The sequence below is a fragment of the Streptomyces sp. LaBMicrA B280 genome, from assembly GCF_049222185.1.
GTDB classification, from domain to species: Bacteria; Actinomycetota; Actinomycetes; order Streptomycetales; family Streptomycetaceae; genus Streptomyces; species Streptomyces murinus.
The window spans coordinates 1-26,174 of sequence record NZ_JBMJCT010000027.1; the positions used below are offsets into that span (position 1 = coordinate 1).

Sequence of the window (26,174 nt, forward strand, 5' to 3'; positions counted from 1 at the left end):
CACCGGACAACGACTCCTCGCCCTGGCAGCCGGCATCTGGCACAACTGGACCACCGGCGCCAAGATCAAACGATCCCTGATCGCCTACGACCACTGAGAACATCGGACTCACTCATCTAGAGGACTTTCACGGTTCTGTCGTGCCGATTTGGCCTCCGGCCAATCCCCTCGACTGGCCGCCGCGATACCGGTTCGACGCCACCTCCATCCAGGCGCTCGCCGCGAGGATCAACGACAACCGCGAGAACGTGACGATTGACGTGAATCTCGACGCAGCACAACGCGTGAAGCAGGCACCACCGGAAAGCGAATCCACCAGCGAGTCACAGCGGACGGAATGACCTGCACCCTGTCCCGCCAGCAGGGACACCCCGGACCATACTTTCGAAGGCGCCCGAAGCGTCCCACCTCGCTGGCAACTGACCTGGGGCCGCATCTTGCACCCGCCAGATGCCCCATAGGCCCTATCCACCCCTTATCGACAGGACAGGATGGACGATACGAGCGGTATATCTCCGCACCGTCACCCACACGGCCCGAATTCGACCCGGATTCGACCCGGCCAGTTTGTTCAGCGAGAAAACATGGCCTCTGACCTGCGGAAACGTGGAGCGGCAGACGAGCCGGGCCGTACGCCGGGTTCTGTTTCTCCGGGGTCCTCGCGGGCCCTGGAGCGACGGCCATCCATCTAGGGCCAACGTTGCCGTTGGCCTCGTGCGGTCTACCCGCGGACTCGGGCGGGCAGCCCTCGAACGTCCGCGCAGAGCGCTTTTGACGGCGCTCCTTTTGACCTTGCTCCGGGTGGGGTTTACCTAGCTGCCCAGGTCACCCTGGGCACTGGTGGTCTCTTACACCACCGTTTCACCCTTACCCAGCGCCTGAGCGCCGGGCGGTCTGTTTTCTGTGGCACTGTCCCGCGGGTCACCCCGGGTGGCCGTTAGCCATCACCCTGCCCTGTGGAGCCCGGACGTTCCTCGGGAAGCCCCCTAAGGGGACTCCACGCGGCCGTCCGCCCGGCTCGTCTGCCGTGTCGACCATGGTACCGGTCGGGTGCGCCGCCGGGGACCGGCCGCCGTCGCCAGCACCGAGCCCGCCAGGATGAAGGCGAAGGAGAGCAGCACGGTGAGGGTCAGGGGCTCGTGCAGGAAGGCCGCGCCCGCGGCGACCGCCACGGCCGGGTTCACGTAGGTGATGACCGTGGCGCGGGTGGGGCCCGCCTCCTTGATCAGTTCCAGGAAGGCCACAAAGGCGAGGGCGGTGCAGATCACGCCCAGCGCGGCGAGCGCGGCCAGGGCCTGCGGGGAGGGCAGCGCGGTCGGGTGGGTGAGGGCGGCGGCGGGGGCGTAGACCAGGGCGGCCAGGGTCAGGCAGGGGGCCGTCAGGTGCAGGGAGGGGACGTCCCCCAGGTGCCGGGCGGCTATCAGGGGCGCCGTGGCGTAGCCCACGACGGTGAGCAGGACCTCGGCGAGGGACCGGGCGTCGCCGCCGGTGAGGTGGGGCAGGGCCAGGACCGTGACCCCGGCGAGTCCCAGGGTGAGGCCGATCAGCCGCCGGGGGCCGAAATGCTCCGTGCTGCCGAGCAAGCGGGCCGCGAGGAGGCCCACGATCGGCACCCCCGCGATCAGCAGGCCCGACGTGGAGCTGGACAGATGCCGTTCGGCGTCGGTGAGGGTGAACCAGGGGACGACGATCTCCAGGACCGCGAAGGCCAGCATGGGGCGCCAGTGGGTGCGGATCGTGCGGGGCAGGCCGCCCTGGCGCAGCGCGAACGGCAGCAGCAGGGCCGCGCCCAGCGCACAGCGGGTGAACACCAGGACGGGCGGCGACACCTCGGCCACCGCGACCTTGATCAGCAGATAGGGGATGCCCCAGACCACTCCCATCAGGGAGAACAGGAACCAGCCACGTGCAGTCATGCGGCGAGTCTCGGCCACGTGCTCAGCGGGCGTCTTGAACGCTGTTGCGGTACACCGCCGGGGTCACCCCGAGCACCCTGCGGAACCAGCGGGTCAGATGCGCCTGGTCCGCGAAGCCGACCAGCCCCGCCACCTCGGCCGGCCGCAGCCCCGCCTCCAGCAGCACCCGCGCCCTGCCCACCCGGTACTGGGCGAGCCAGGCGTACGGCGGTATGCCCGTCGCCGTACGGAAGGCCCGCAGCAGCTGGTAGCGGGAGAGGCCCAGGTCGGCGGCGAGCAAGGCGAGCGTCGGCGGGGCGGTCAGCTCGTCGGCGAGCCGGTCGCGGACCGTCCGCGCGATGCTGGCCGCGCCGGGTACGCGGTCGTGCAGCGGCCGTGCCGAGGAGTGCCGCCGGGCGAGCGCGGTGAGCAGCCAGGGCAGCCGGGACTCGGCCTCCAACGGGTCGGGGCAGGCGCTGAGTTCGGCGTGCGCGCGGGCCAGCGCCAGGGCCAGCTCGGGGTCGTCCAGCAGGGGTTCGGGAAAGTGCGGGGCGCCCCCGGCGGTGCCCTCCCCCAGCAGGGACGGCTCGGCGTACAGCGCGCGGTAGGCGTATCCGTCGGTGGCGTTGCCGGGGCCGCCGGTGTGCATCTCACCGGGGTCCAGTACGACGATCGTCCCGGCCCCGGTGCGTATGTGGCCGCCCCGGTAGTCGATCACCTCGTACCCGCCGACGCAGACGCCGATCGTGTACTCGTCGTGGGCGTGCGGGGCGTAGGTGTGCCGCTGGAAGCTCGCGGTGAGCAGGTCGAGGGGCGGCCCCTCGTGGCCGAGTCTGGCCCGTCGCCACTGGGCCTGTTCGGGCCCGGATGCGCTCACCGCTTCGGTCATGGACGCCCCCTCGTCGTACGGCGATCATCTCGCCCGCCGTTGGAACGCCCACCGGGCCCCGCTTCCTTCCGCGCAGGTCAGCCGACGGGCCGGTGGCCGAGGCCCGTCCGCTCCAGCGCGGTGAACGCCGTCTCCAGGCGGGCCCGGTGGTCCTCGGCCACCTCTGCCACCGGATCACCGGCGAGGAGCCTGCGGGCGGTGGTGACGAAGACCGTGCGGTACGCGGCGACGGCGAGGGCCGCGAGGAGGTCGGGGTCGGGTGTGCCGGTGTCGGCGAGGGCCGCCGCGAGGGCGGTCTCCACCTCCTCGGCGCCCTCGCGGGCGCGGGCGCGCAGGGCCGGGGAGCCGATGACGATGCGCCAGAAGGGGACATAGTTCTCCCCCACGGCGCTCAACGGGTGCCGTTCGTCCAGGAGTCGCAGGGCCAGGCGGCGCAGGGCGGCCAACGGGGGTTCGCCCGGGGCGCGTTCGCGTACGGCCGCGGCGAGGAGGTCGGCGGCCTCGGGGATGCGGTCGAGGAACAGGTCCTCTTTGCGCGGGAAGTAGTTGAAGACCGTCATGGCGGAGACGTCCGCCGCGCGGGCCACCTCCGCGACCGTCACCGCGTCGAAGCCGCGCTCGCCGAACAGCCGCGTCGCGATGTCGGAGATCCGCCGGCGCGTCGCGCGCTTCTTGCGCTCCCGCAGCGGGAGCGCGTGCGCGCCGTCCAGGCCGTCCCGGCTGCCCACCGGCCCATCGCTCAACTCATCGTTCATGACAAAACTATAGCGGATAAAAACTTTTAGTGACTATAGTTCGGCTCATGACGACGACACAGGGCACGGAGCAGGGCACGGAGCAGGTCACGGAGTACGACGTGGTGGTGGCCGGTGCCGGCCCCGTGGGGCTCTTCCTCGCCGGTGAGCTGAGGCTCGGCGGGGCCTTACGGGTGCTGGTGGTGGAGCGGCTGACCGAGGTGGACGAGACCATCAAGGCGGGCTGGATCAACCACCCGAGCGCGGTCGCCCTGAACCGGCGGGGGCTGCTGCCCGAGCTGGCGGCGGTGCGGGAGGCCGTGCGGGAAGGGCTCCGGGCGTTCCGGGACGCCGAGGAGAACGGGGAGAGCGGGGAGGGCGGGGGCGGCGACCGTACGACGAGGCGCCCCGGGTTCGCCGGGCACTTCGCCGGGATCACCCTGGACCCCGGGCTGTTCGACGACTCCGGCCCCGAGTGGGCGGACGCCGATCCCGCCGCCGGACCCGGACTCGTGCTGCCGCAGGCCGAGTTGGAGCGGGCGCTGGGCCGCTGGACCGAGCGGCTCGGGGTGGAGGTACGGCGGGGCGTGGAGCTGACCGGCTTCGCCGAGGACGCGGACGGGGTCGCCGTACAGCTCGACGGGCGGACCGTGCGCGCGAGTTGGCTGGTCGGCTGCGACGGCGGCCGGAGCACGGTGCGCAGGCTCGCCGGGTTCGAATTCCCGGGCACCGCACCGGAGATCACCGGCTACCAGGCGCTGGTCGAACTCAGCGGCGCCGAGCGGCTGAAGGCGGGCTGGAACACGACGGACGTGGGGACGTACGCGCACGGGCCGTTCCCCGGGCGGATCCTCACCGTCGAGTTCGACAGCCCGCCGGCCGACCGGCACGCGCCCGTCACCGCCGAGGAGTTGGAGGCGAGCCTGCGCCGGGTCTCGGGCGTGCCGGAGGTGCGCGTCACCGGGGTGCGCACCGCGACCCGGTTCACGGACAACGCCCGCCAGGCCACCGAGTACCGCAGGGACCGGGTGCTGCTCGCGGGCGACGCGGCGCATGTGCACTCGCCGTTCGGCGGGCAGGGGCTCAATCTCGGCCTCGGGGACGCGCTGAACCTCGGCTGGAAGCTCGCCGCGGTCGTCGGGGGCCGGGCGCCCGAGTCGCTCCTGGACACCTACACCGCCGAGCGGCATCCGATCGGCGCCTGGGTGCTCGACTGGACCCGCGCCCAGATCGCGCTGATGCGCCCGGACCGGCACGCCCGCGCGCTGCGCCGGGTGGTCGAGGACCTCGCGGGCAGCGTCTCCGGCACGACCTACCTGGTCAATCGCATCTCCGGCGGCTGGCAGCGCTACGACCTGCCCGGCGGCCATCCGCTGACCGGCGCGAGCGCCCCCGATCTGCCGCTCTCCGACGGCACCCGCCTGAACGAGCATCTGCACACCGGACGGCCCCTCCTCCTCGACCTCACCGACTCCCCCGAGCTGCGCACCCTGACCGCCCCCTACGCCGACCGCCTGACCGTCCTCACCGCCGCCTGCCCGACCCGGCCCGCCCTCAGGGCCATCCTCGTCCGCCCGGACGGCTTCGTGGCCTGGGCGGCCGACACGGGCGGGGAGAAGGGGCCGGACGAGGACGAACTCGGCGCGGCCCTGGAGCGCTGGGTCGGGGTGCCCGGGGCCGCCGCGAGGGCGCTCACGCGGGGATGAACAGGGGTTTGGCCCCGCCGGGGGACGCCTTGACGAGACGGACCCGTAGGGGGTCGCCCAGGGGGAGGTCGGGGCCCTCGACGCGGCCGAGGACGGCCGGGGAGGCCAGTTGGACGGTGCCGACGTCCGGGTGGTGGTCGTCCAGGTCGACCACGCAGGCGTCGAAGGTCTCCCCGACCCGGTCCCTCAGCAGGGCCGCGGCGACGATGTCGATGGACTCGTGCTCGACCGCGCTCGCGCGCTGCGCGCCGTCGGCCATCCGGTGCGGCAGGGCGTCGAGGGCGGCGAGGACCCAGTCGGGCGCGGGGTCGTCCGAGGCGGCGGCGAGGGAGAGTTCGAGCGCGTACCTGTCGGCGAGACGCCGTAGGGGGGCGGTGCAGTGGGTGTAGGGGGCGGCCATCGCGGCATGGGTGGTGATCGCGGGCAGCGCGCCGTCGCGGAAGACCGTGTAGCCCGCGCCGCGCAGCAGGGTGGTGCACTCCTGGAGGAACGCCGCGTGGTGCGGCACCCGCGGGTCGAGGGCGCCGATCACGGCCGAGTACGGCACATGGTGCGGCCAGTCGATGCCGAGGGCCCGCGCGGTACGGCGCAGCCGGGCCACCGCGCCGTCCGGGGCGGGCGGCAGCGTGCGCAGGATGCCGGTGCCCCGCGCGAGCATCAGCTCGGCGGCGGCCATGCCGGTGAGCAGGGACAGCTGGGCGTTCCAGTTCTCGGCGGGCAGCGGGGCGCGGTACGACAGCGCGTAGGTGTGGTCCCGTTCGGTGATCTCCTGCTCGGGCACCGTGAGCGAGATGCCCCCGCGCGCGGCCTCCTGCCGCTCCCGCGCCCGGCCGATCTCCCTGAGCAGCGCGACCGGCTCCTCCGCCGTCCCCGCGTCGATGGCCCGCTGGACGCCCGCGTAGTCGAGCCGGGCGCGGCTGCGCACCAGGGCCCGGCGCACCTCGACCGCGAGCGTCCGCCCCTCCGCGTCCAGGTCGATCGTCCACAGCACGGCGGGCCGGGTCCGCCCGGGCAGCAGGCTGGCCGCGTCCTCGCTGAGCACCGCGGGGTGCAGCGGGACCCGCTCGTCGGGGAAGTACAGGGTGTTCACCCGCCGCTGCGCCTCCGCGTCCAGCGCCCCGCCGGGTACGACGAAGGCGGCGACGTCGGCGATGGCGTACCGCACCCGGTAGCCGCTCCCCCGCCGGGACAGATGCGTCGCCTGGTCGAGGTCCGGGGAGCCGGGCGGGTCGAGGGTGAAGAAGGGGAGGTCCGTCGCGTCGTACGACGGTGGCGGCGGGCTCTTCGCCGCGCGCTCGGCCTCCTCCCCCACCTTCGGCGGGAACCCCTGCGGGACGCCGAGGCGGGCGCGCAGGGCGGCGAGCGCGGCCCTCAGGGGTGCCTCGGGGGCGCCGGTCACGCGGATCCTGCGGCTGAGCATGAGTCGAGCGTAGGGCGCGGGGGCCCGGGCAGCACCCCGTACGCTGGCGCCTGAGCGCAAGAGAAGGAGTACGTGTTGCTGGTCCTGCTGCCGCCCTCGGAAGGTAAGGCCGACTCGGGCAAGGGCGCCCCGCTGCGGCTGGAGTCGCTGTCCCTGCCGGGGCTGACCGGCGCGCGCGAGGCCGTGCTCGGGGAACTGGTCGAGCTGTGCGCGGGCGACGAGGAGAAGGCGCGCGAGGTGCTGGGGCTCAGCGAGGGGCTGCGCGGCGAGGTCGCCAAGAACGCGGCCCTGCGCACGGCCGGCGCGCGCCCCGCCGGGGAGGTCTACACCGGTGTCCTGTACGACGCCCTGGGCCTCGCCTCCCTGGACGCGGCGGCGAAGCGGCGGGCGGCGCGCTCGCTGCTGGTCTTCTCCGGGCTGTGGGGCGCGGTGCGGGTGACCGACCGCATCCCCTCCTACCGCTGCTCGATGGGGATCAGGCTGCCGGGGCTCGGCGCACTGGCCGGGCACTGGCGGGCGCCGATGGCCGAGGTGCTGCCGGAGGCGGCCGGGGACGGTCTGGTGCTGGATCTGCGCTCGGCGGCGTACGCGGCGGCGTGGAAGCCGAAGGGCGAGATCGCGGGGCGGACGGCGACGGTACGGGTGCTGCACGCGCCGACCCGCAAGGTCGTCAGCCACTTCAACAAGGCGACCAAGGGCCGGATCGTCCGCTCTCTGCTCTCGACCGGCCTCGCGCCCCGCGACCCCGCCGAACTGGTCGACGCGCTGCGGGAGTTGGGGTACGGGGTGGAGGCCCAGGCCCCGGAGCGGGCGGGGAAGGCGTGGGCGCTGGATGTGTTGGTGGAGGAGGTCCACTGAGGGGGCGTTGCACTGTGCGCAATGGTGATTGCGGGGAGTGTGACCGGTCGGGACGATGAGGGCATGCCGTTGCCGTTGTCGTCGCAGGTGGACTCCGTGCTTGATCTCGCGGCCGTGGTGCCGGTGGTCGTGATCGCGGAGGTGTCCGATGCCGTGCCGGTCGCGCGGGCGCTCGTGGGCGGGGGGTTGCGGGGGGTCGAGGTGACGCTTCGTACGCCCGCCGCGCTGGAGGCGATCCGGGCGATCGCCGAGGAGGTGCCCGAGGCGGTGGTCGGGGCGGGGACGGTGATCACGCCGGGGCAGGTGGCGGCGGCCGTCGGGGCCGGGGCGCGGTTCCTCGTCAGTCCCGGGTGGACGGAGGGGCTGCTGGCGGCGATGCGGGGGTGCGGGGTGCCGTTCCTGCCGGGAGTGTCGACCGCCTCGGAGGTCGTGGCGCTGCTGGAGCGCGGGGTGCGGGAGATGAAGTTCTTCCCGGCGCAGGCGGCGGGCGGTACGGCGTATCTGCGGTCGCTGGCCGGGCCGTTGCCGCAGGCGCGGTTCTGTCCGACCGGCGGGATCGGGCCCGGGAACGCCCCGGAGTATCTGGCCCTGCCCAACGTCGGCTGTGTCGGCGGGAGTTGGATGGTCCCGGCGGACGCCGTTGCGGCCGGGGACTGGGCGCGGATCGAGGCGCTCGCGCGGGCGGCGGCAGGGCTGCGCGGGCCCGCGTCAGCGCAGGTGTGAGGTGTCGTTGAAGAGGCGGACGCTCGCGTTGCCGTCGGCGTAGTACGCCACCGCGGAGAGGGAGGCGGCCGAGAGTTCCATGCGGAACAGGGACTCCGGCGGGGCGCCGAGGGCGAGCCGGACGAGCGTCTTGATCGGCGTCACATGGGTGACGAGCAGGACGGTGCGGCCCGCGTGCGCGGTGACCAGCTCGTCCTTCGTGACGGCGATACGGGCGGCGACCTCGGCGAAGCTCTCGCCGCCGCCGGTGGGGCGGGCGGCGGGGTCGGCGAGCCAGGCGTTCAGGTCGTCCGGGTAGCGGTCGCGGACCTCGCCGAAGGTCAGCCCCTCCCAGGCACCGAAGTCCGTCTCGCGCAGCCCGTCCTCGACGACGACGTCCAGGCCCAGGCGGGCGGCGACGATCTCGGCGGTCTCGCGGGTGCGGGCGAGAGGGGAGGCGAGGACGGTCTGGGCGGTGCCGCGCCTCGCCAGGGCGTCGGCGACGCGGTGGGCCTGGTCGCGGCCCGCGTCGGAGAGGGACGGATCGGTGCCGCCGCTGCCCGAGAAGCGCTTCTGGGGGGTCAGGGAGGTCTCGCCGTGGCGGAGGAGGACGAGGGTGGCGGGTGCGCCGAGGTCGGGGGCCGAGGTCCAGCCCCGCGTGGTGGTGCCGGGTGCGTCCTGATGGCCCGCGGCCACGACGGCAGGCGTGCCCGCGGCACTGCTGCCCGCGGCTGCGGCGGCCGTAGCGATCGGGCCGGCCTCCAGTTCCGCCACCGAGTCCCCCGGGCTCCACCGCTCGCCCCGCGCCCCCGCGTCCATCGCCTCGTTCGCCAGGCGGTCGGCGTGTTTGTTCTCGGCGCGGGGGATCCACTCGTACGTCACCCGGTCCGGCGGGAAGACCCCCCGGGCCTCCGTCGCCAGGGGCTTCATCGAGGGGTGCTTGATCTTCCAGCGGCCGGACATCTGCTCGATGACCAGCTTGGAGTCCATGCGGACATGGACGGTGGCGGCGGGGTCCAGGGTGCGGGCGGCGCGCAGACCGGCCAGCAGGCCCCGGTACTCGGCGACGTTGTTCGTGGCGACGCCGATGTACTCCGCCGCCTCCAGCAGCGTCTGACCCGTCGCCGCGTCGCAGACCACCGCGCCGTAGCCCGCGGGGCCCGGGTTGCCCCGGGAACCGCCGTCCGCCTCGACGATGAACTCCCGCACGCCGTAAGCCCCCTACAGCCCGGACTCGGCCGTACGCACCAGGATCCGGCGGCAGTTCTCGCAGCGCACCACGGTGTCGGGGGCGGCCGAGCGGACCTCGTTCAGCTCGGTGATGGCCAGCTCCTGGCGGCAGCCCTGGCAGGTGCGGGCGTACAGCTTGGCCGCGCCGATGCCGCCCTGCTGCTCGCGCAGCTTGTCGTACAGCTTGAGCAGGTCCGCCGGGACGGAGCCCGCGACGACCTCGCGCTCCTTGGTGACGGACGCGGCCTCGCCGTCGATCTCCTCGAACGCGGCGTCCCGGCGGCCGGTCGCGTCGTCGATCTTCGACTGGACGGAGGCGGCCCGCTCGGTCAGCTCGTTCACCCGCTCCTGCGCGGACTCGCGGCGCTCCATGACCTCCAGGACGACGTCCTCCAGATCGCCCTGCCGCTTGGCGAGCGAGACGATCTCGTGCTGGAGGTTGGCCAGGTCCTTCGGCGAGGTGACCGCGCCGGAGTCCAGGCGCTGCTGGTCGCGGGTGGCGCGCTGGCGCACCTGGTCGACGTCCTGCTCCGCCTTGGTCTGCTCGCGGGCGCAGTCGCTCTCCTCGGTCTGCGCGGCCACGAGCAGGTCGCGCAGCTGGGTGAGGTCCTTGTTCAGCGTCTCGATCTCGGCGTGCTCGGGCAGCGACCTCCGCTTGTGCGCGAGCTGCTGGAGGCGGACGTCGAGGGCCTGGACATCGAGGAGTCGGATCTGGTCGGCGGGCGCGGCGTTCAGTTGGGGGCTCCCATTAATTAGTGGTGGCGGAGGACGCCGCGTGGGCGGTCCAGGGGTCGGTGACCGTCGTGGAGACATGGACCCGCAGGTCCCAGCCGTGGCGGTCGGAGATCTCGTCGAGCTGGCCGGCGGCCTGCTCGCACCAGGGCCACTCGGTGGCCCAGTGCGCCGCGTCGAGCAGCGCGAGCGGGGAGTGCGAGACGGCCTCGGAGACCGGGTGGTGGCGCAGGTCGGCGGTGAGGTAGGCGTCCACCCCGGCCGCGCGCACCTGGTCGAAGAGGCTGTCGCCGGAGCCGCCGCTGACCGCGAGGGTGCGGACGACGGTGTCGGGGTCGCCGGCCACCCGGATGCCCTGCGCGGTGGCGGGCAGCCGCTCGGCGGCGCGTGCGGCCAGTTCCCGCAGGGTGAGCGGATGATCGAGCTCACACACCCGGCCGAGGCCCCGACGTCCGTTCGGGTCGGTGGGGTCCGGCACGAGGGGGCGTACGACACGGACGTCGAGCGCGCCCGCGAGGGCGTCGGAGACGCCCGGATCGGCGGTGTCGGCGTTGGTGTGGGCGACGTGCAGCGCGATGTCGTTCTTGATCAGCGTGTGCACGACCCGGCCCTTGAAGTGCGAGGCCGCGACCGTGGTCGTGCCGCGCAGATAGAGCGGGTGGTGGGTGACCAGCAGGTCGGCGCCGAGCCGCACGGCCTCGTCGACGATCTCCTGGACGGGGTCGACGGCGAACAGGACCCGGGTGACCTCCTGATCGGGGTCGCCCACGACCGTGCCGACCGCGTCCCAGGACTCGGCCCGCTCGGCGGGCCACAGGTTCTCCAGCGCGGCGATGACTTCAGACAGACGGGGCACGGGAAAAGGCTACCTGGCTGTTCGGCGGGGCCGTACCGCGTCCGCCCCTCCCGGCCGCTCGCAGCACAGTCATGTCCGCTTCCTCAGAGGAATCGCTTCTGCGCCACCCGTATGTGTGAAGCGGTGGTCGGCCCCCCGCACGGCCGTGCGTTCAGACCTAGCTTCGTCGCCGGAGGTGACCGAACGATGACGGCCTGTGCAATCGAATCCCCGTCCGTCGGTACGGACGTCCGCTCCCCGGAGCGCGGTTGCGTACTCACGGCGGACGGCGCGTACGCCGCGCGGCTCACGCGGGACGGTGACTCCTGGTTCCCGGAGCGCTGGACGCTGGACGGCCCGGAGCCGTACGCGGTGCCGCTGCCCGGCAACCAGCCGGAGGAGCCCGGCACCGAGCTGCAGCCGCTGGGCGACGGACGGGTCCTGATCCACCGGCGGGCGGGGGTACGGCACCTCTTCGCGCTGCTGTACCCGACCGGACCCGGCACCGGGGAGCTGCCGCTGGGCGCCATGGAGTGCGCCGGGCCCGGGGTCCGGCTCGATCTGCTGCCCCCGGCGCCGGGGGGCGCGCGGGCCTACGCCGTCACGGTCGGTTCCCGCAGCAGCTCGGTGTGGCAGGTGGCGGGCGGCTCGGCCGGGCCCGAGCGGCTGGTGGAGGTGCCGGGGCGCTGTTCGGGCGGGGTCTGGCTGGACCGCACCGGGCGGCTGCTGGCGCTGGACCGGGAGCTGGAGGGGCGCGTCAAGACGGTCGTGGTGGACCTGGAGCGGGGCGAGGTGACCCCGCTGCTCCAGATCACACCGGGCAGTGACGACCGGCTGCTGATGGCCGACCCGGACAGCGGGCTGCTGCTGATCTCCTCCGACGCGCCCTCGCCGGGGCGGGAACGACTGGGCTGGGGCGTCCTCGGCTCCACCCTGCCGGTGCGCTTCCCCACCTCGCTGCGGCTGCCGGAGTGCGCGGCGGTGCCGTTCGCGATCCAGCCGGGTCAGGTGCTGGAGCCGGAGAACTGCGCGGTGGCGCTGCGCATCGAGGGGCCGGTGGGCACCTGGGTGGGCATCTGGCGGCCGGCCGAGCGGCGGGTACGGCATCTCGCCGCGCCCAAGGGCTGGTTGACCGGGTCGGGGCTGTGGACCCCGGAGGGGGTGCTGCGGCTGCCGTACGCCACCCGGGAGACCCCGTGCGGGGTGGCCGAGCTGCGGGCGCCCGCGGGTGAGCCGCGCACCCGGGCGGCCGGTGCGGACCCGGCTGGGCCGCGTATGCGTCCGGGCGGTGCGGACCCGGCCGCCGCCACCGCCGTCGGGGCGCCCGTCGCGGAGATCGCCGGGGCGGCCGATGCGGGCTCCGCGGAACCGGCGGCGCCGCGTCCTGTGCCCTTGGCGCAGGCTCCCCTGGGACGTCTTGTAACGAACTAGTGCCGGTTGGCGTGTGCGCCTGGATTCGGCCCGTGGTGTGCCGGTTACACTCCTCCGGCTGTACGAAAGATGATGTTGACGGGGTGAATACGTCCAATGAGCGACACCAGCACGACGGAGCAGCTGTCTGCCGACTCTCTGGAAGACGCCGGCCACGGCCGGCACCGGGGCTCGGTCTCGGTCTCGGAGACTGACCAGTCTCCGCACGGCCGGCACCGCAAGGCCGCCGAGGAGACCACCGAGGCGGCTGCCTGAAAGCAGTGAGGGAAGAGGGGGTACCCACCAGGGTGCCCCCTCTTCCCGCTTCCCGTGCCGCCGGGTCCTACCGCCCGCGCTTCAGGGTCAGCACCTCCGCCGCCGCGAACGTCTCCCCCGGCGGCCGCCCCGCGTAGTGCGGGGTGAGCAGCGCGTCGAGTTCGTCGTAGGTGAATGTCTCCTGCTTGCTGTCGAACCGCTCCCGGACCTTGGGCCGTTCGACGATCGCCACCATGCCGCCGTGCACCACGAGCAGCTGTCCGTTGACGCGGGCGGCGGCCGGTGCGGCCAAGTAGCCGACGAGCGGGGCGACATGCTCGGGGGCGAGCGGGTCGAGGCCCTCCTCGGGTGCCTTCAGGCCCGCGAAGACGTCCTCGGTCATCCGGGTGCGGGCGCGCGGGCAGATGGCGTTGGCGGTGACGCCGTACTTGGCGAGGGCGAGGGCCGTGGAGGTGGTGAGGCCGACGATCCCGCCCTTGGCGGCCGCGTAGTTGGGCTGTCCCGCGGATCCGGCAAGGAAGGCTTCCGAGGAGGTGTTGATGATCCGCCCGTAGACCGGTTCCCCGGCGGCCTTGGAGCGTCCCCGCCAGTGCGCGGCGGCGAGGCGGGTGGTGTTGAAGTGGCCCTTGAGATGGACGCGGAGCACCGAGTCCCACTCGTCCTCGGTCATGGAGAAGATCATGCGATCGCGCAGGATGCCCGCGTTGTTGACGAGGATATCCAGCTTGCCGAACTCGCCGATCGCCAACTCGATCAGTTCTCGGGCCTGTTCGGCGTCGGCGACGTCTCCGGTGTGGGCGAGGGCGGTGCCGCCGAGGGTGTCGCGGATCTCGGCGACGACCTGTTCGGCGGGTCCGGCCGAGGCGTCCCCGGTCCCGTCCCGGCCCGGGCGGCCGTAGTCGTTGACGACGACGGCCGCGCCGAGGCGGGCGAGTTCGAGGGCCTCGACCCGGCCGAGCCCGCGCCCGGCCCCGGTGACGACGGCGGACAGCCCCTGAAGTGGCAGTGTCATGGGCGGCGTTCCTCAGATCTCGACGCACGTACGCAGGGCGGTCCCGGTACGCATCTGGTCCAGTGCCTCGTTGATCGCGGCGAGCGGCACCCGGTGGGTGATCAGCCCGGCCAGGTCGATGCGGCCGGCCCGCCACAGGGCGATGGCGCGCTCGCAGGAACGGACCACGTCCCCGCCGCCGTAGAGGGAGGGCAGGATGCGCTTCTCGTCGAAGAACAGCTCGAACATGTTGAGTTGGAGGAAGTCGTCCATGGCACCGGCGCCGACCACCACGAGGGTGCCGCCGCGCCGGGTGGTCTCGTAGGCGGTGCGGGCCGTCGCGGATCTGCCGACGACCTCGAACACGTAGTCGAAGCCCTCGCCGCCGGTGACCTGCTGCTTGGCCTCGGCCAGTCCGTCGGGGGAGACGGCCCTGGTGGCGCCGAACTTGAGGGCGGCCGCGCGGCGGGCGGGTACCGGGTCGACGGCGACGATCTCGGCGGCGCCCCTCAGCCGTGCGCCCTGGATCGCGGAGACGCCGACGCCTCCGCAGCCGATGACGGCGACCGTTGAACCGGCCGCCAGATCGGCGGTGTTGAGGGCCGCGCCGAGTCCGGTGGTGACCCCGCAGCCGATCAGGGCGGCGATGTCGTAGGGCACGTCGTCGGGCAGCGGGACGGCGCATCCGGCGTCCAGCACGACCTCCTCGGCGAAGGTGCCGGTGCCCGCGAAGCCGAAGACATCGCCGCCGGGGCGGCGGAAGTTGGGGGTGCCCGCGTTCATGAACCCGGCCAGGCACAGCTCGGTCTGGCCGCGCCGGCACGCCGGGCAGCCGCCGCAGGCGGGCAGCCAGCAGACGACCACCCGGTCGCCCGGCTTCACATGCCGTACGCCCTCGCCGACTTCGAGCACCTCGCCCGCGCCCTCATGGCCCGGTACGAACGGTGCGGGCTGGGGCAGTACGCCGTTCATCGCGGACAGGTCCGAGTGGCACAGCCCGGTGGCCCGCACCCTGATACGGACCTTGCCCGGGCCGAATCCGGCCGCCTCGATGTCGTCGAGGACGTCGAGCTTGTCCTGGCCGATCTCGTGCAGTACGGCTGCGCGCATGCCGTGACTCCCCTCGATACTGGCGGTTCTGGCGATACAGGCGGTGCTGGTTCAGGAGTGCTCCACGACGGTGTCCGCGAGCACCGGCGCGTCGTCCCGTTCGGCGGCGGTGACGGCGACCCGCACCCGGTCCGTCGCCTCGCGCCACATGCGGACGCGCAGGGTCTCGCCCGGGAAGACGACGCCCGCGAACCGGGTGGTGTACGACCGCACCCGGCCCACGTCGCCGTCGAGGAGGGTGTCGGTCACGGCCTTGAGCGTCATGCCGTAGGTGCACAGACCGTGCAGGATGGGCCGGTCGAACCCGGCGAGCTTGGCGAACTCGGGGTCGGCGTGCAGGGGGTTGAGGTCGCCGGAGAGCCGGTAGAGCAGGGCCTGGTCGGGGCGGGTCGGACGCTCGACGGTCCGGTCCGGCTCGCCGCCCGGTTCCGGCAGGCGGGCCGAGGGTCCCCGGTCGCCGCCCCAGCCGCCCTCGCCGCGGACGAAGATCTGCGCGTCGCTGGTCCACAACGGGCCCCCGGCGTCGCCCACTTCGGTGCGCAGCACCAGCACGGCGGCCTTGCCCTTGTCGTACACGGCCGCGATGCGGGAGGTGGCGGTGGCGCTGCCCCGGGCCGGGATGGGCCGGTGCACCCGCAGGGTCTGTCCGCCGTGCAGGACCCTGGCGAGATCGACGTCGACGCCCGGCATGGACAGCCCGCCGGTCACCCCTGGCTTGCCCGCGCCCGCGACGGTGGCGAAGCTCGGCAGCACGTGCAGCCGGGACTCCAGGGTGTAGCGCAGCTCGTCCGGGTCGGTGGCGGGGCGGCCCGCGCCGATGCCCAGGTGGTAGAGCTGGACGTCCTTCGCGGTCCAGGTGATCCCGGCCGAGCGGGGCTCGGCGGCGAGGGCCTTGGCTGCGTCGATGGGCATGGGGCTCCCAAGAGGTATCGAGACCTCGGCGCGGTCGTCCGCACCGTCGGCCGCGCCGAGGTCGTCCACGGGCGGACGCGGAACGCCGTACGGCCGACGGGGGTGCGCCGCACGGTCGACGGGCCTAGAACGCGTTCCAGTCCGGCGCCCCCTGTATAGCCCAGCCCCCCGAAGTTGTGAAGGCTCCTGACGGTACGTCAGCTCGGCTGGGGCCCGTGACATTTGTACTGCCCGAGTCCGTACAACCGCGTCTGCCGGGGCGCCGGGTCCGGCTTCTACCGTCGTAGGCATGACACAGAGGGACGAGGACACCACCGCCGTGTCCTTCACGGGGGCCATCCGGGCGTTCGGGTCCGTGCGCGCCGTGGACGGGGTGGACCTGAGGATCGGGCGCGGCGAGACCGTGGCCCTGCTGGGCCGCAACGGCGCAGGCAAGTCGACCACCATCGGGCTGCTGCTGGGGCTGTACCCGCCGGACGCCGGGCGGGTGGAGCTGTTCGGGACCGAGCCGGAGCGCGCGGTGCGGGCCGGCCGGGTGGGCGCGATGCTCCAGGACGCCCGGCCGGTGCCCCGGGTCACCGTGGGCGAGCTGGTCGGCTTCGTGGCCTCGCGCTATCCGGCGTCGATGCCGGTGGCGCGGGCCCTGGAGCTGGCCGGGATCTCCGCGCTGGCCGGGCGCCGGGTGGACCGGCTGTCCGGGGGCCAGGTGCAGCGGGTGCGGTTCGCGGTGGCGCTGGCGGGCGATCCCTCGCTGCTGGTCCTCGACGAGCCGACGGCGGCGCTGGACGTGGAGGCGCGGCACGCGTTCTGGGAGTCGATGCGCGGGTACGCCCGACGCGGGCACACCGTGCTCTTCTCCACCCACTATCTGGAGGAGGCGGACTCCTTCGCCGACCGGATCGTGGTCATGGACCGGGGCCGGATCGTCGCGGACGGCACGGGAGAGGAGCTGCGGCGGGCCGCGGGCGGCAGCCTGGTCTGCGTGGACCTCGGGGGCCGCGCCCCGGACGACCTCGCCCCGCTGCCCGGCGTCCGCTCCCTTGAGGTGGCCGGCGACCGGGTCCGGCTGCGCACCGACGACTCCGACGCGACGGTGCTCGCGCTGGCCGAACTGGGCGCGATCCGCCGCCTGGAGGTGGCTCCGGCGTCGCTGGACGACGCGTTCCTGGCGCTGACCTCCGCGGCGGAGCGCGGCACCGGCCCGGAGCACCGGACATCCGTTTCCCTCGACACCGCGAAGGCCCTGTGATGCTCGCTTACGTCCGGCTGGAGATCCGTCGCACCTTGCGCGACGTGGGATTTGTGATCGGCGCGATCCTGATGCCCGTCATGATGTACCTGCTGTTCACCAACATCGGTGAGAACGACGGGACATGGCGTACGGCGGCGATGGTCGGCATGGCGGCGTACGGCGCCGTCGGCTCCGCCCTGAACACCGGCGGCGCGGTCGCCGAGGACCGCGCGGTGGGCTGGCTGCGGCAGCTGCGGGTGACGCCGATGACCCCGCGCGAGGTGGTGGCCGGGCGGGCGCTGACCGGTGTGGTGACGGTGCTGCCCTCGATCGTCGCCGTGCTGGCGGCGGGCGGCCTGGTCAACGGGGTGCGGCTCGCGGTGTGGCAGTGGGCGGCGATCGCGCTGCTGCTGTGGCTGGGCTCGGTGCCGTTCACGCTGCTGGGCCTCGGCAACGGCTACGGGCTGACCGGTCCCGCCACGGGCGTGGTCAACATGGTGTGCAGCCTGGGCCTGGCCGTGCTGGGCGGGCTGTGGTTCCCGACGACGCTGTTCCCCGGGTGGCTGCGGTCGGTCTCGGTGTACACGCCGACCGACCGGTTCGCCGAGCTGGGCGACGCGGTCGCGGAGGGACATGCCCCCGGCGCCGGTGCGATCATCGTGCTGACGGGCTGGCTGCTGGTGTTCGGATCGTACGCCGTGCTGTCCTACCGCCGCCGGGCGGGGACCGTCTGACCTGGGGGAACGAGAACATGTCGGGATGGCGGAGGGTGCGCTGCCAGGCGCGGGCCTGGCGGGCGGCGCGGCGGGAGTGGAAGGCGGAGCTGGAGCGCTGGAAGGCGGAGAACGAGCGGTTCAAGGCCGCCTCGCGGGCCGCCCGTAAGCGGGGCGAGACACCGGCGGTCAGTGATCCCGGGCCGCCGCCCACCGGCTTCGCGCTGCTGCCCTGGCTGCTGATGGGGATGGGGGCCTTCGCCAATCTGCTCCAGGGGCGGACCCCCAACCCGCTGATCGGCGGGCTGGGTCTGTTCGCCTTCAACAGCCTGTACATCTACGTCACCTTCCGCTCCTTCGACCGGGCCAGGCGCGAGGAGCCGCGCACCCGGGTGGCGCTGCTGCTGATGGGCCTGCTGACCACGGGCCTGGCGCTCGGCTACGGCGGCAACTGGCTGATGTTCTTCCCGCTGCTGGGCCTGGCCACGGGCGCCGCCCTGCGCGGGCCGTGGCTCGGCCGCTCGGGGATCCTGCTGGCGGTCTACGCGGCCGCGCTGTCCGGGGTGCGCGGCGACTGGTCGGACGCGACGAACATCGGGTACGCCACGTTCCTGTCCACCATGGTGACCGCCGCGATCCTCGGACTGTCCGAGGCGGTACGGGAGTTGCGTGCCGCCCGGGAGGAACTGGCCCGGCGCGCGGTGGAGCAGGAGCGGGCGCGCTTCTCCCGTGATCTGCACGATCTGCTGGGCCACACCCTGTCGGTGATCGTGGTGAAGTCGGAGGCGGCCCGTCGGCTGGCCCCGCGCGACATGGCCGCGGCGCTGGGCCAGATCACGGACATCGAGTCGGTGGGACGGCAGGCGCTGACCGAGATCCGGGAGGCGGTCACCGGCTATCGCGAGGGCAGCCTTGAGACCGAACTGGACCGCGCCCGCTCGGCGTTGACGGCGGCGGGCGTCGACCCGGTCTTCCGCCGGTCCGGCACTCCGCTCGCGCCGCAGACGGAGGCCCTGCTGGGCTGGGTGGTCCGGGAGGCGGTCACCAATGTGATCCGGCACAGCGACGCGGGCCGCTGCGAGATCGCCGTGACCAACGCGGCGGAACGGGTCCGGCTGACGGTGACCGACGACGGCTCCGGCACTCCGGTCGGCCGCCCCGCCCCCGGCATCGGCGGCACCGGTCTCACGGGCCTCACCGAACGCCTGGCCGCCGCGGGCGGCTCCCTCACGGCGGGCCCGGCGGCGCGCGGCGGCTTCACGGTGACGGCGGAACTCCCGCTGGTGGCGGAGGAACCGGCGGCGGCCGGCCCGGCGGCGTCGGATCCTTCGTGAGGCGGTCGGCCGTACGCTGACCCCATGAACGAGACACCCCGGGGGGCGATCCGGGTTCTCCTCGCCGAGGACCAGGGCATGATGCGCGGCGCGCTCGCCCTGCTGCTCGGGATGGAGGAGGACATCGAGGTCGTGGCGCAGGTGGCCGCGGGCGACGCCATCGTGGCCTCGGTGCTCCGACACGGGCCGGACGTCGCGCTGTTGGACATCGAGCTGCCCGGGATGAGCGGCCTCGACGCGGCGGAGGAGCTGCGGACGCGGGCGCCGGGCTGCCGGGTGCTGATCCTGACGACCTTCGGGCGGCCGGGGTATCTGCGCCGGGCCCTGGAGGCGGGGGCGGCCGGGTTCCTGGTCAAGGACGGGCCGGTGGAGGAGCTGGCGGCGGCGATCCGGCGGGCGCTGGCCGGGGAGACCGTGGTCGATCCGGCGCTGGCGACGGCCGCGCTCAGCGCCGGGCCGAATCCGCTCACCCCGCGCGAGCGCGAGGTGCTGAAGGCGTCCGCGGACGGGGCGACCGTCGCGGATGTCGCGGGCCGGCTGCATCTGTCCGAGTCCACCGTGCGCAACTACCTGTCCTCGGCCATCGGCAAGACGGGCACCCGCAACCGGGCGGAGGCGGTGCGGGAGGCCCGTCAGCAGGGCTGGTTGTGAGACCGGTGGCGCAAACGCCCCCGGGAGCGGCTCACTTGTGCGGCAGATGGCGCGGCAGCCACAGCGCCATCAGCAGCGCCCCGCCCAGCAGCACCGCCGTGGAGGCGCGGAAGGCCAGCGCGTAGCCGTCGGTCAGGGCCTGGGGGCCGGTGCCGGTGCCCATGCCGGACGCGGCGATGGTCGACATCACCGCGAGACCGAGCGAACCACCCATCGTGCGCGAGGTGTTGATCAGGCCCGAGACCACCCCGGCCTCGCCCACCGCCGCCCCCGAGGTCGCCAGCGCGGCCAGCGGGGTCATCGCCAGACCGCCGCCCAGCATCATCAGGATGCCCGGGCACATGATCGCGGTGACGTACGCCTCGTGCGCGCTCATCGTGGACTGCCAGGCGAATCCGCTCGCGCCGATCAGGGTGCCGAGCACCGCCACGAAGCGGGGCCCCGCCGTCCGCATCAGCCGCGGCGCCACCTTGGAGCCGATGATCACGGCCAGCGAGCTGGGCACCAGCGCGGCACCGGCCGCCAGCGGGGAGTAGCCGAGCACGTTCTGCGCGTACAGCGTCATGAAGTACCACATGCAGAACATCGCCGAGCCGGACACCAGCATCGCCGCGTTCGCCGAGGCCACCGGGCGCCGCCGCAGCAGTCCGAGCGGCATCAGCGGGGCCGGGGTCCGCGCCTCGACCAGCAGGAACAGGGCGATCAGCAGCACCCCGGCGGCCAGCGGCAGCAGGCTCGCCGGGTCGGTCCAGCCCTTCTCCTGGGTGCGCGAGATGCCGTACGCCAGTGTGGCGAGACCGGCGGTGACCAGCAGCGCGCCGGGCAGGTCGAGGCGGCGGCGGTCACCGGCGCGGCTCTCCACCAGCCAGCGCAGCGAGCCGGCCAGCACGACCGCGCCCACCGGCACGTTGATCAGCAGCACCCAGCGCCAGGACAGCACGTCGACCAGGACTCCGCCGACGAGTCCGCCCGCGGCGCCGCCGCCCGCGCCGACCGCGGCCCAGGTGGCGATGATCGGAAGAGCGTCCCCAGGTGGCGATGGCCCGCGCGCGGGCGGCGCCCTCGGGCACCGCGGCGGTCAGCAGGGTGAGCGTGGAGGGCGCGAGGACCGCCGCGCCGAGGCCCTGCACCGCGCGGGCGAGCAGCAGTTGCCAGCCCTCCTGGGCGAGGCCGCCGCCCAGCGAGGCCAGGGTGAACAGGCCGAGGCCGACGAGGAACATCCGCTTGCGGCCGTACAGGTCGCCGGCCCGGCCGCCGAGGAGCATGAACCCGGCGAAGGCGATCGCGTACGCGTTCACCACCCATTGCAGGCCGGAGGCGCTGAGAGCGAGGTCGGTGCGCATGGAGGGCAGCGCGACGTTCACCACGGAGACGTCCAGCACCACCAGGAACTGTCCGGCACAGGCCAGCGCCACCACCAACCAGGTCGGGGGCGTCGTACGTCGGGATATGAGGGGCGGGGTGTCGGCGGTCTCCAGCATGGATGTCATGGTCTCAGGCCCGTTACGGTCCTTGCATCGGCATTTCGGACCAGGGGGACCTACTCCGCGCGGACTACGTCACCCCGCCCGCCCTGATCACACCGCCTTCAGTACGGTCACCACCGCCGCCCCGCCGAGACCGATGTTGTGCGCGAGCCCCACCCGCGCCCCGGCGACCTGCCGCCGGGCCGCCTCGCCGCGCAGCTGCCAGACCAGTTCGGCGGTCTGGGCGAGGCCGGTCGCGCCCAGCGGATGCCCCTTGGAGATCAGGCCGCCGGAGGGGTTCACCACCCAACGGCCGCCGTACGTCGTCGCGCCGGACTCGACCAGCTTCCCCGACTCCCCCGGCTCGCACATGCCCAACGCCTCATAGGTGAGCAGCTCGTTGACCGAGAAGCAGTCGTGCAGCTCGATCACGTCCACGTCCTCGATGCCGAGCCCGGCGCGGTCGTACGCCTGCCGGGCGGCCGCGCGGGACACGGGCTGTCCGACGACGTCGACGCAGGAGCCGGACGCGAAGGTCGCCTCGGTGTCGGTGGCCATCGCCTGCCCCGCGATCTCGACGAGGCCGGTCAGCGACCGCCGCTCGGCGAACCGTTCGGAGACGACCACGGCCGCCGCGGCGCCGTCGGAGGTGGGCGAGCACTGGAGCCGGGTCAGCGGCGGGTGCACCATCGGCGCGGCGAGGACGGCGGCGATGTCGTACACGTCCCGGAACTGGGCGTTGGGGTTGTGCGCGGAGTGCCGGTGGTTCTTGGCGGCGACGGCGGCGAGCTGCGCCTCGGTGGTGCCGTACCGCTCCTGGTGCTCGCGGGCCGCGGCGGCGAAGAGCTGCGCGGTGGGCGGGGTGCGCGCGAAGCCGTGCCGGGCGGCCATGACGCCGTAGTGGCGGGCGACCGGGGAGGCCGCGAGGTCGCCGGAGCCGGACCCGCCGCCGAGCGAGCCCCTGCTCATCTTCTCGAAGCCCAGGGCGAGGACGCAGTCGGCGGCGCCGCCCTCGACCAGTTGGCGGGCGAGCATCAGCGCGGTGGCGCCGGTGGCGCAGTTGTTGCTGACGTTGTAGACGGGGACGCCGGTGAGCCCCAGTTCATAGACGGCGCGCTGGCCCGCGGTCGAGGGCTGGAAGCAGTACCCGACGGGAACCTGTTCCACCTCGTCGTATCCGATCCGGGCGTCCGCGAGCGCGGCCCCACCGGCCTCCCGCACCATGTCCCAGTACTGCCAGTCACGGGTCTCGGGCTTCTCGAACCTGGTCATCCCGACCCCGGCTACATAGGCCTTCATGGCGCGCACACTAGAACGCGTTCCATAACATGGCCATCCCTGACGCCGGATCAGAAACCCATAGGATGGTCAAATAATCATTAGAGGCCCGAAGCAACGGAATAGTTGCCTGTGCATACGAGGTTTACCCCGCACTCATGTCTACGGGAGGCCGCACTCAATGACCCACACGACGACCGACGAACCGCGGCGCGAGGCGAGCGGGGCCGTCGTCCCGGTGCTCGCCTTCGCCGGCATCGTGGTCGCGGTGATGCAGACCCTGCTCGTGCCGGTCATCAAAGACCTGCCCCTGCTGCTGCACACCGCACCCAGCAACGCCACCTGGGTCCTCACCTCGACCCTGCTGTCCGGCGCCGTCGCCACCCCGATCATGGGCCGGCTCGGCGATCTGTACGGCAAGCGGCGCATGCTGATCGCCAGCCTCGCCGTGATGGTGATCGGCGCGCTGGTCAGCGCGCTCACCAGCCAGCTGCTCGTCATGATCGTGGGCCGTACCCTCCAGGGCTTCGCCATGGGTGCGATCCCCCTCGGCATCGGCCTGATGCGGGACATGCTGCCGCGCGAACGGCTCGGCTCGGCGATGGCCCTGATGAGCTCCTCCATAGGCGTGGGCGGTGGCCTCGCCCTGCCCGCCGCCGCGCTGGTCGCCCAGCACATGAACTGGCACGCGCTGTTCTACGGCGCCGCCGGTCTCGGCGTGCTCGCCATCGCCCTCACCCTGCTCACCGTCCCCGAGTCCCCGATGCGCGCGGCGGGCACCTTCGACCTGCCCGGCGCGCTCGGCCTCTCCGCCGGTCTGGTGCTGCTCCTGCTGCCCATCACCAAGGGCAGCGACTGGGGCTGGTCCTCGGCGACCACCCTCGGCCTGTTCGTCGCGGCCGTCGTCGTCCTCCTCCTGTGGGGCCTGTTCGAGCTGCGCATCAAGGCGCCGCTGGTCGACCTGCGCACCACCGCGCGGCCCGCGGTGCTCTTCACCAACCTGGCGTCGATCATGGTCGGCGTCGCGTTCTACGTCGTCTCGCTGGTCCTGCCCCAGCTGCTCCAGCTGCCGAAGGCCACCGGGTACGGGCTCGGCCAGTCGATGGTCGTCGCCGGTCTGTGCGTGGCGCCGCTGGGCCTGACGATGATGTTCACCGCGCCGGTGTACGCCCGTCTCTCCGCCCGCTACGGCCCGAAGACCACCCTGATCATCGGCCTTCTGATCATCGCCATCGGCTACGGCGGCGGGCTCGGCCTGATGCAGGCGGCCTGGGAGACGATCGTCACGTCCGTGATCCTCGGCGCGGGCATCGGGCTCGCGTACTCCTCGCTGCCCGCGCTGATCGTCGGCGCGGTCCCGGCGTCGGAGACGGGCGCGGCGAACGGGCTCAACACCCTGATGCGGTCGATCGGCACGTCGGTGTCGAGCGCCGTCATCGGCATGGTGCTCGCCAACACGGCGCACACCGTGGGGGGTATGGCGATCCCGACGATGCACGGGTTCCGGGTGTCGTTCCTCATCGCGACGGGGGCGGTGGCGGCGGGTCTGGTGCTCGCCCTGTTCCTGCCGAAGGCGGGCCGCCCGGTGCGGCAGGTGCGGCTGCGGGCCAGCAGCGCGGAGGACGAGGCGGTGCTGGAGCTGGCGGAGGAGGTGCTGCGGGGGTTCCGGGGGCGGGTGCTGGACGCCACCGGCGGGCCCGTCGCCCGCGCCAAGGTGACGCTGATCGACCACCGGGGCCGACAGGCCGGGGCGGCCGTCTCCGACGAGGCGGGCCGGTACGAGCTGGCGGTGCCGGCGCAGGGGGCGTACGTCCTCGCGGCGCGGGCGTACGGCCATGGGCCGCTCGCTTCCGCGGCGACGCACCACGGTGAGGAGCGGGCGGTCGAGGTCGATCTCTCCCTGCCGGGTGAAGCGGTGAGCGTGTAGCGCCTCTTAGGGGCGCCTCTTAGGGGCGCCCCACGTCACGCCCGTTCACAGCGGTGCGGCAGCATGGGGCCCGAACAGCCGTGCCACCTGCGAAAGGCGTCCTATGGCCACCGCCCCCCAGCCCGAGATTCTCGCCGCGTTCGAGGCGGCCAAGGGGTTCATGCCCGTGGACGAGGGGCTCGCCCTGTACGCGGCGGCGGTGGAGGCGGGGGCGCTGGGGCTGCCCCTGCTGGAGGTGGGGACGTACTGCGGGCGGTCGACCCTGCTGGTGGCCGACGCGGCGCGGGCGGCGGGGGTGAGCGCGCTGACCGTGGACCATCACCGGGGCAGCGAGGAGCAGCAGCCGGGCTGGGACTACCACGACCCGGAGACCGTCGACCCCGAGGTCGGGCTGATGGACACGCTGCCCACCTTCCGGCGCACGCTGTTCAAAGCGGGCCTCGAAGAGCATGTGATCGCGCTGGTCGGCCGGTCGCCGCAGGTCGCGGCGGTGTGGGGCGGCCCGCTGGGCTTCGTCTTCATCGACGGCGGCCACACCGACGAGCACGCCGGCGCCGACTACGAGGGCTGGGCCCCGCACCTCGCCGACGGCGGACTGCTCGCCATCCACGACGTGTTCCCCGACCCGAAGGACGAGTTCACCGGCCAGGCCCCCTACCGCATCTACCTCCGCGCCCTCGCCTCCGGCGCCTTCACCGAAATCACCGCGACCGGTTCCCTGCGGGTCCTGCGGCGAACGGGGGCGGGGATCTGAGGTCTCTCACACAGCCGTCATCACGCGTTCGGGCAGCAGCGCCCATGCCCGTGCCGTCAGCTCCGGATCGTCGAGTGTGAACCGGCCCGCGTGCACGCGCTGGTGCCCGTAGTAGGAGCCGTCGAGGTCGACGGTCCGTGCCATGTCCAGCGTCCAGGCCGCCTCCTGCACATCGATCGTGTCCGCCTTCCGTACCGTGCGGGAGCCCGAGCCGGTGCAGGCCAGCCAGCAGGCGGCCCGCTGTTCGCGCGCCCCTTTCCACTCCCCGATGAACCCGTGCCGCACGGCCGTCGCGAACAGATCGCCCGGCTCGAAGACATTGCCTTCGACGGGAACGGATCCGAGGACGGCGGTGAGGCCGTTGTCCACGGTGGTGTAGGCGAGGACACAGTGCGAGGCCGTCTCCCAATCGTGCAGCAGGCTGAAGATCGTCACTCGCCCGGTCCCCGTGATGGTCCTTGCCATGTGTTCACTCCTCAAGTGCTCATCCCCCGCGCACTGTAGGGACGGGCACTGACATCACATGCCTGGTCACGTTCCGTCAGACACCGTGCCCGCAGTCGGGCGGGTTTCCGGGCACACCGTCGTCGCCGCAGGTGTCCTCGCAGTCCACGCCGGCCGTCCACAGCTCGTGCTCGACCCGGTAGCCCGCGGCCTCGATCGCCGCCACGGTCGGGGGAAGCGCCTCGGTCTTCGACGGATAGACCTGCGCGCCGTCCGGACCGCCGTCACAGGGATGGTGGTGGACCTTGGGCCAGCCGTGGCGCGCGAAGAACCGGTCGTACTCGAAGGTGTAGTGCATGAACTCGTGCCAGGCCGGGTCGACGTCCGCGCTCATGTACAGCGCCGGAGCGCCCTCGGGCTTCTGCGCGGCGGTGGCGAGGTAGGCGAGGGCCTGGTCGGTGATGTCTTCGGCCCTGGAGATGTCCAGTCCATGGTTCTTGGCCACGCGGCGGCTGAGTCGCCCGAAGAACGCGGGGTCCACGAGGGACCTGCCGCGCACGGCCTCGATGACGGGTGCGGACAAGGCTCACTCCTCTGGTCGGGGGCTGCTGAGATGCCCTGACCCCGACCGTATGCGGCAAGATTGCCCGGTGGTGTGACGATTGCATGGGATTGC

General features: G+C 73.2%; 24 protein-coding genes, 1 other RNA gene and 3 pseudogenes. 13 read left to right on the forward strand and 15 right to left on the reverse strand.

Features of this window, described 5'->3' with window-relative positions:
* Positions 1 to 97, forward strand: a pseudogene (locus ACLF5H_RS22960) (IS982 family transposase); the annotation flags it as partial.
* Between the two features lie 43 nt (positions 98 to 140).
* A complete protein-coding gene (locus tag ACLF5H_RS22965) occupies positions 141 to 341 on the forward strand; it encodes a hypothetical protein (protein WP_421677904.1) in 201 nt (66 codons plus the stop codon).
* A 274-nt stretch (positions 342 to 615) separates the two neighbouring features.
* Here the strand turns inward: ACLF5H_RS22965 and rnpB are convergent.
* From rnpB to ACLF5H_RS22985, 4 genes and pseudogenes are all read right to left on the reverse strand, one after another.
* Positions 616 to 1,021, reverse strand: an RNA gene (gene rnpB, locus ACLF5H_RS22970) — RNase P RNA component class A.
* Between the two features lie 115 nt (positions 1,022 to 1,136).
* Positions 1,137 to 1,916, reverse strand: a pseudogene (locus tag ACLF5H_RS22975) (DMT family transporter); the annotation flags it as partial.
* A gap of 22 nt (positions 1,917 to 1,938) precedes the next feature.
* Positions 1,939 to 2,784: an AraC family transcriptional regulator gene (locus ACLF5H_RS22980; RefSeq protein ID WP_421677905.1), complete on the reverse strand. Its 846-nt coding sequence runs from the start codon at positions 2,782 to 2,784 to the stop codon at positions 1,939 to 1,941.
* 77 nt (positions 2,785 to 2,861) lie between these two features.
* Positions 2,862 to 3,539, reverse strand: coding sequence for a TetR/AcrR family transcriptional regulator (locus ACLF5H_RS22985; RefSeq protein ID WP_421677906.1), 678 nt, complete (start codon positions 3,537 to 3,539; stop codon positions 2,862 to 2,864).
* 47 nt (positions 3,540 to 3,586) lie between these two features.
* On the opposite strand from ACLF5H_RS22985, the gene ACLF5H_RS22990 reads away from it, so the two are divergent.
* Entirely contained in the window at positions 3,587 to 5,224 is a 1,638-nt protein-coding gene (locus ACLF5H_RS22990) for an FAD-dependent monooxygenase (protein WP_421677907.1), read from the forward strand.
* Here the strand turns inward: ACLF5H_RS22990 and ACLF5H_RS22995 are convergent.
* On the reverse strand, positions 5,211 to 6,644 hold the full coding sequence (locus ACLF5H_RS22995) for an RNB domain-containing ribonuclease (protein WP_421677908.1): 1,434 nt from the start codon (positions 6,642 to 6,644) through the stop codon (positions 5,211 to 5,213). The two genes, ACLF5H_RS22990 and ACLF5H_RS22995, sit on opposite strands and share 14 nt — an antisense overlap.
* Positions 6,645 to 6,719: 75 nt before the next feature.
* On the opposite strand from ACLF5H_RS22995, the gene yaaA reads away from it, so the two are divergent.
* Both yaaA and eda read left to right on the forward strand, forming a co-directional pair.
* Entirely contained in the window at positions 6,720 to 7,502 is a 783-nt protein-coding gene (gene yaaA / locus ACLF5H_RS23000) for a peroxide stress protein YaaA (protein WP_421677970.1), read from the forward strand.
* Between the two features lie 63 nt (positions 7,503 to 7,565).
* Positions 7,566 to 8,225, forward strand: coding sequence for a bifunctional 4-hydroxy-2-oxoglutarate aldolase/2-dehydro-3-deoxy-phosphogluconate aldolase (gene eda, locus ACLF5H_RS23005; protein WP_421677909.1), 660 nt, complete (start codon positions 7,566 to 7,568; stop codon positions 8,223 to 8,225).
* Here eda and ACLF5H_RS23010 read toward each other — a convergent pair.
* Genes ACLF5H_RS23010 through ACLF5H_RS23020 form a run of 3 tightly spaced genes read right to left on the reverse strand, consistent with a single transcriptional unit; the run spans position 8,211 to position 11,022 of the window.
* Positions 8,211 to 9,413 carry a bifunctional RNase H/acid phosphatase gene (locus ACLF5H_RS23010; protein ID WP_421677910.1) on the reverse strand — a complete coding sequence of 401 codons (1,203 nt, stop codon included), beginning with the start codon at positions 9,411 to 9,413 and terminating at the stop codon, positions 8,211 to 8,213. The genes eda and ACLF5H_RS23010 overlap by 15 nt on opposite strands.
* A 12-nt stretch (positions 9,414 to 9,425) precedes the next feature.
* On the reverse strand, positions 9,426 to 10,169 hold the full coding sequence (locus ACLF5H_RS23015) for a zinc ribbon domain-containing protein (RefSeq protein WP_421677971.1): 744 nt from the start codon (positions 10,167 to 10,169) through the stop codon (positions 9,426 to 9,428).
* Positions 10,170 to 10,182: 13 nt separating this feature from the next.
* Entirely contained in the window at positions 10,183 to 11,022 is an 840-nt protein-coding gene (locus ACLF5H_RS23020; protein WP_421677911.1) for a Nif3-like dinuclear metal center hexameric protein, read from the reverse strand.
* Positions 11,023 to 11,208: 186 nt separating this feature from the next.
* Between ACLF5H_RS23020 and ACLF5H_RS23025 the strand changes: the two genes are divergently transcribed.
* A complete protein-coding gene (locus ACLF5H_RS23025; RefSeq protein WP_421677912.1) occupies positions 11,209 to 12,432 on the forward strand; it encodes a hypothetical protein in 1,224 nt (407 codons plus the stop codon).
* 96 nt (positions 12,433 to 12,528) lie between these two features.
* Positions 12,529 to 12,687: a hypothetical protein gene (locus tag ACLF5H_RS23030; protein WP_421677913.1), complete on the forward strand. Its 159-nt coding sequence runs from the start codon at positions 12,529 to 12,531 to the stop codon at positions 12,685 to 12,687.
* A 67-nt stretch (positions 12,688 to 12,754) separates the two neighbouring features.
* Here the strand turns inward: ACLF5H_RS23030 and ACLF5H_RS23035 are convergent, their stop codons facing one another.
* Genes ACLF5H_RS23035 through ACLF5H_RS23045 form a run of 3 tightly spaced genes read right to left on the reverse strand, consistent with a single transcriptional unit; the run spans position 12,755 to position 15,700 of the window.
* Entirely contained in the window at positions 12,755 to 13,699 is a 945-nt protein-coding gene (locus tag ACLF5H_RS23035; RefSeq protein WP_421677914.1) for a 3-oxoacyl-ACP reductase, read from the reverse strand.
* A 12-nt stretch (positions 13,700 to 13,711) separates the two neighbouring features.
* Positions 13,712 to 14,788 carry a Zn-dependent alcohol dehydrogenase gene (locus ACLF5H_RS23040; RefSeq protein WP_421677915.1) on the reverse strand — a complete coding sequence of 359 codons (1,077 nt, stop codon included), beginning with the start codon at positions 14,786 to 14,788 and terminating at the stop codon, positions 13,712 to 13,714.
* Between the two features lie 51 nt (positions 14,789 to 14,839).
* Positions 14,840 to 15,700 carry a MaoC/PaaZ C-terminal domain-containing protein gene (locus ACLF5H_RS23045; RefSeq protein ID WP_421677916.1) on the reverse strand — a complete coding sequence of 287 codons (861 nt, stop codon included), beginning with the start codon at positions 15,698 to 15,700 and terminating at the stop codon, positions 14,840 to 14,842.
* 289 nt (positions 15,701 to 15,989) lie between these two features.
* Between ACLF5H_RS23045 and ACLF5H_RS23050 the strand changes: the two genes are divergently transcribed.
* Genes ACLF5H_RS23050 through ACLF5H_RS23065 form a run of 4 tightly spaced genes read left to right on the forward strand, consistent with a single transcriptional unit; the run spans position 15,990 to position 19,629 of the window.
* Positions 15,990 to 16,949 carry an ATP-binding cassette domain-containing protein gene (locus ACLF5H_RS23050; protein WP_421677917.1) on the forward strand — a complete coding sequence of 320 codons (960 nt, stop codon included), beginning with the start codon at positions 15,990 to 15,992 and terminating at the stop codon, positions 16,947 to 16,949.
* A complete protein-coding gene (locus ACLF5H_RS23055) occupies positions 16,949 to 17,665 on the forward strand; it encodes an ABC transporter permease (RefSeq protein WP_421677918.1) in 717 nt (238 codons plus the stop codon). Before ACLF5H_RS23050 ends, ACLF5H_RS23055 begins: the two co-directional genes overlap by 1 nt.
* A gap of 17 nt (positions 17,666 to 17,682) precedes the next feature.
* Complete coding sequence (locus ACLF5H_RS23060; RefSeq protein ID WP_421677919.1) at positions 17,683 to 18,978, forward strand: sensor histidine kinase; 1,296 nt, start codon at positions 17,683 to 17,685, stop codon at positions 18,976 to 18,978.
* Between the two features lie 24 nt (positions 18,979 to 19,002).
* Positions 19,003 to 19,629, forward strand: coding sequence for a response regulator (locus ACLF5H_RS23065; protein WP_421677920.1), 627 nt, complete (start codon positions 19,003 to 19,005; stop codon positions 19,627 to 19,629).
* Between the two features lie 31 nt (positions 19,630 to 19,660).
* Here ACLF5H_RS23065 and ACLF5H_RS23070 read toward each other — a convergent pair.
* Positions 19,661 to 21,119: pseudogene (locus ACLF5H_RS23070) on the reverse strand (MFS transporter).
* Between the two features lie 87 nt (positions 21,120 to 21,206).
* A complete protein-coding gene (locus tag ACLF5H_RS23075) occupies positions 21,207 to 22,394 on the reverse strand; it encodes a thiolase C-terminal domain-containing protein (protein WP_421677921.1) in 1,188 nt (395 codons plus the stop codon).
* Positions 22,395 to 22,554: 160 nt separating this feature from the next.
* Here ACLF5H_RS23075 and ACLF5H_RS23080 point away from each other — a divergent pair, with 160 nt between their 5' ends.
* Both ACLF5H_RS23080 and ACLF5H_RS23085 read left to right on the forward strand, forming a co-directional pair.
* Positions 22,555 to 24,300, forward strand: coding sequence for an MFS transporter (locus ACLF5H_RS23080; protein WP_421677922.1), 1,746 nt, complete (start codon positions 22,555 to 22,557; stop codon positions 24,298 to 24,300).
* Between the two features lie 103 nt (positions 24,301 to 24,403).
* Positions 24,404 to 25,054 (forward strand): class I SAM-dependent methyltransferase, encoded by a 651-nt coding sequence (locus ACLF5H_RS23085; RefSeq protein WP_421677923.1) that lies wholly within the window; start codon positions 24,404 to 24,406, stop codon positions 25,052 to 25,054.
* A gap of 6 nt (positions 25,055 to 25,060) precedes the next feature.
* On the opposite strand, the gene ACLF5H_RS23090 is transcribed toward ACLF5H_RS23085, so the two are convergent.
* Together ACLF5H_RS23090 and ACLF5H_RS23095 are read right to left on the reverse strand one after the other, a co-directional pair.
* The gene (locus tag ACLF5H_RS23090; RefSeq protein ID WP_421677924.1) at positions 25,061 to 25,519 is read right to left on the reverse strand and encodes a hypothetical protein; all 459 of its coding nucleotides are present in this window, start codon (positions 25,517 to 25,519) and stop codon (positions 25,061 to 25,063) included.
* 76 nt (positions 25,520 to 25,595) lie between these two features.
* On the reverse strand, positions 25,596 to 26,081 hold the full coding sequence (locus tag ACLF5H_RS23095) for a hypothetical protein (protein WP_421677925.1): 486 nt from the start codon (positions 26,079 to 26,081) through the stop codon (positions 25,596 to 25,598).
* Positions 26,082 to 26,174: the final 93 nt, after the last annotated feature.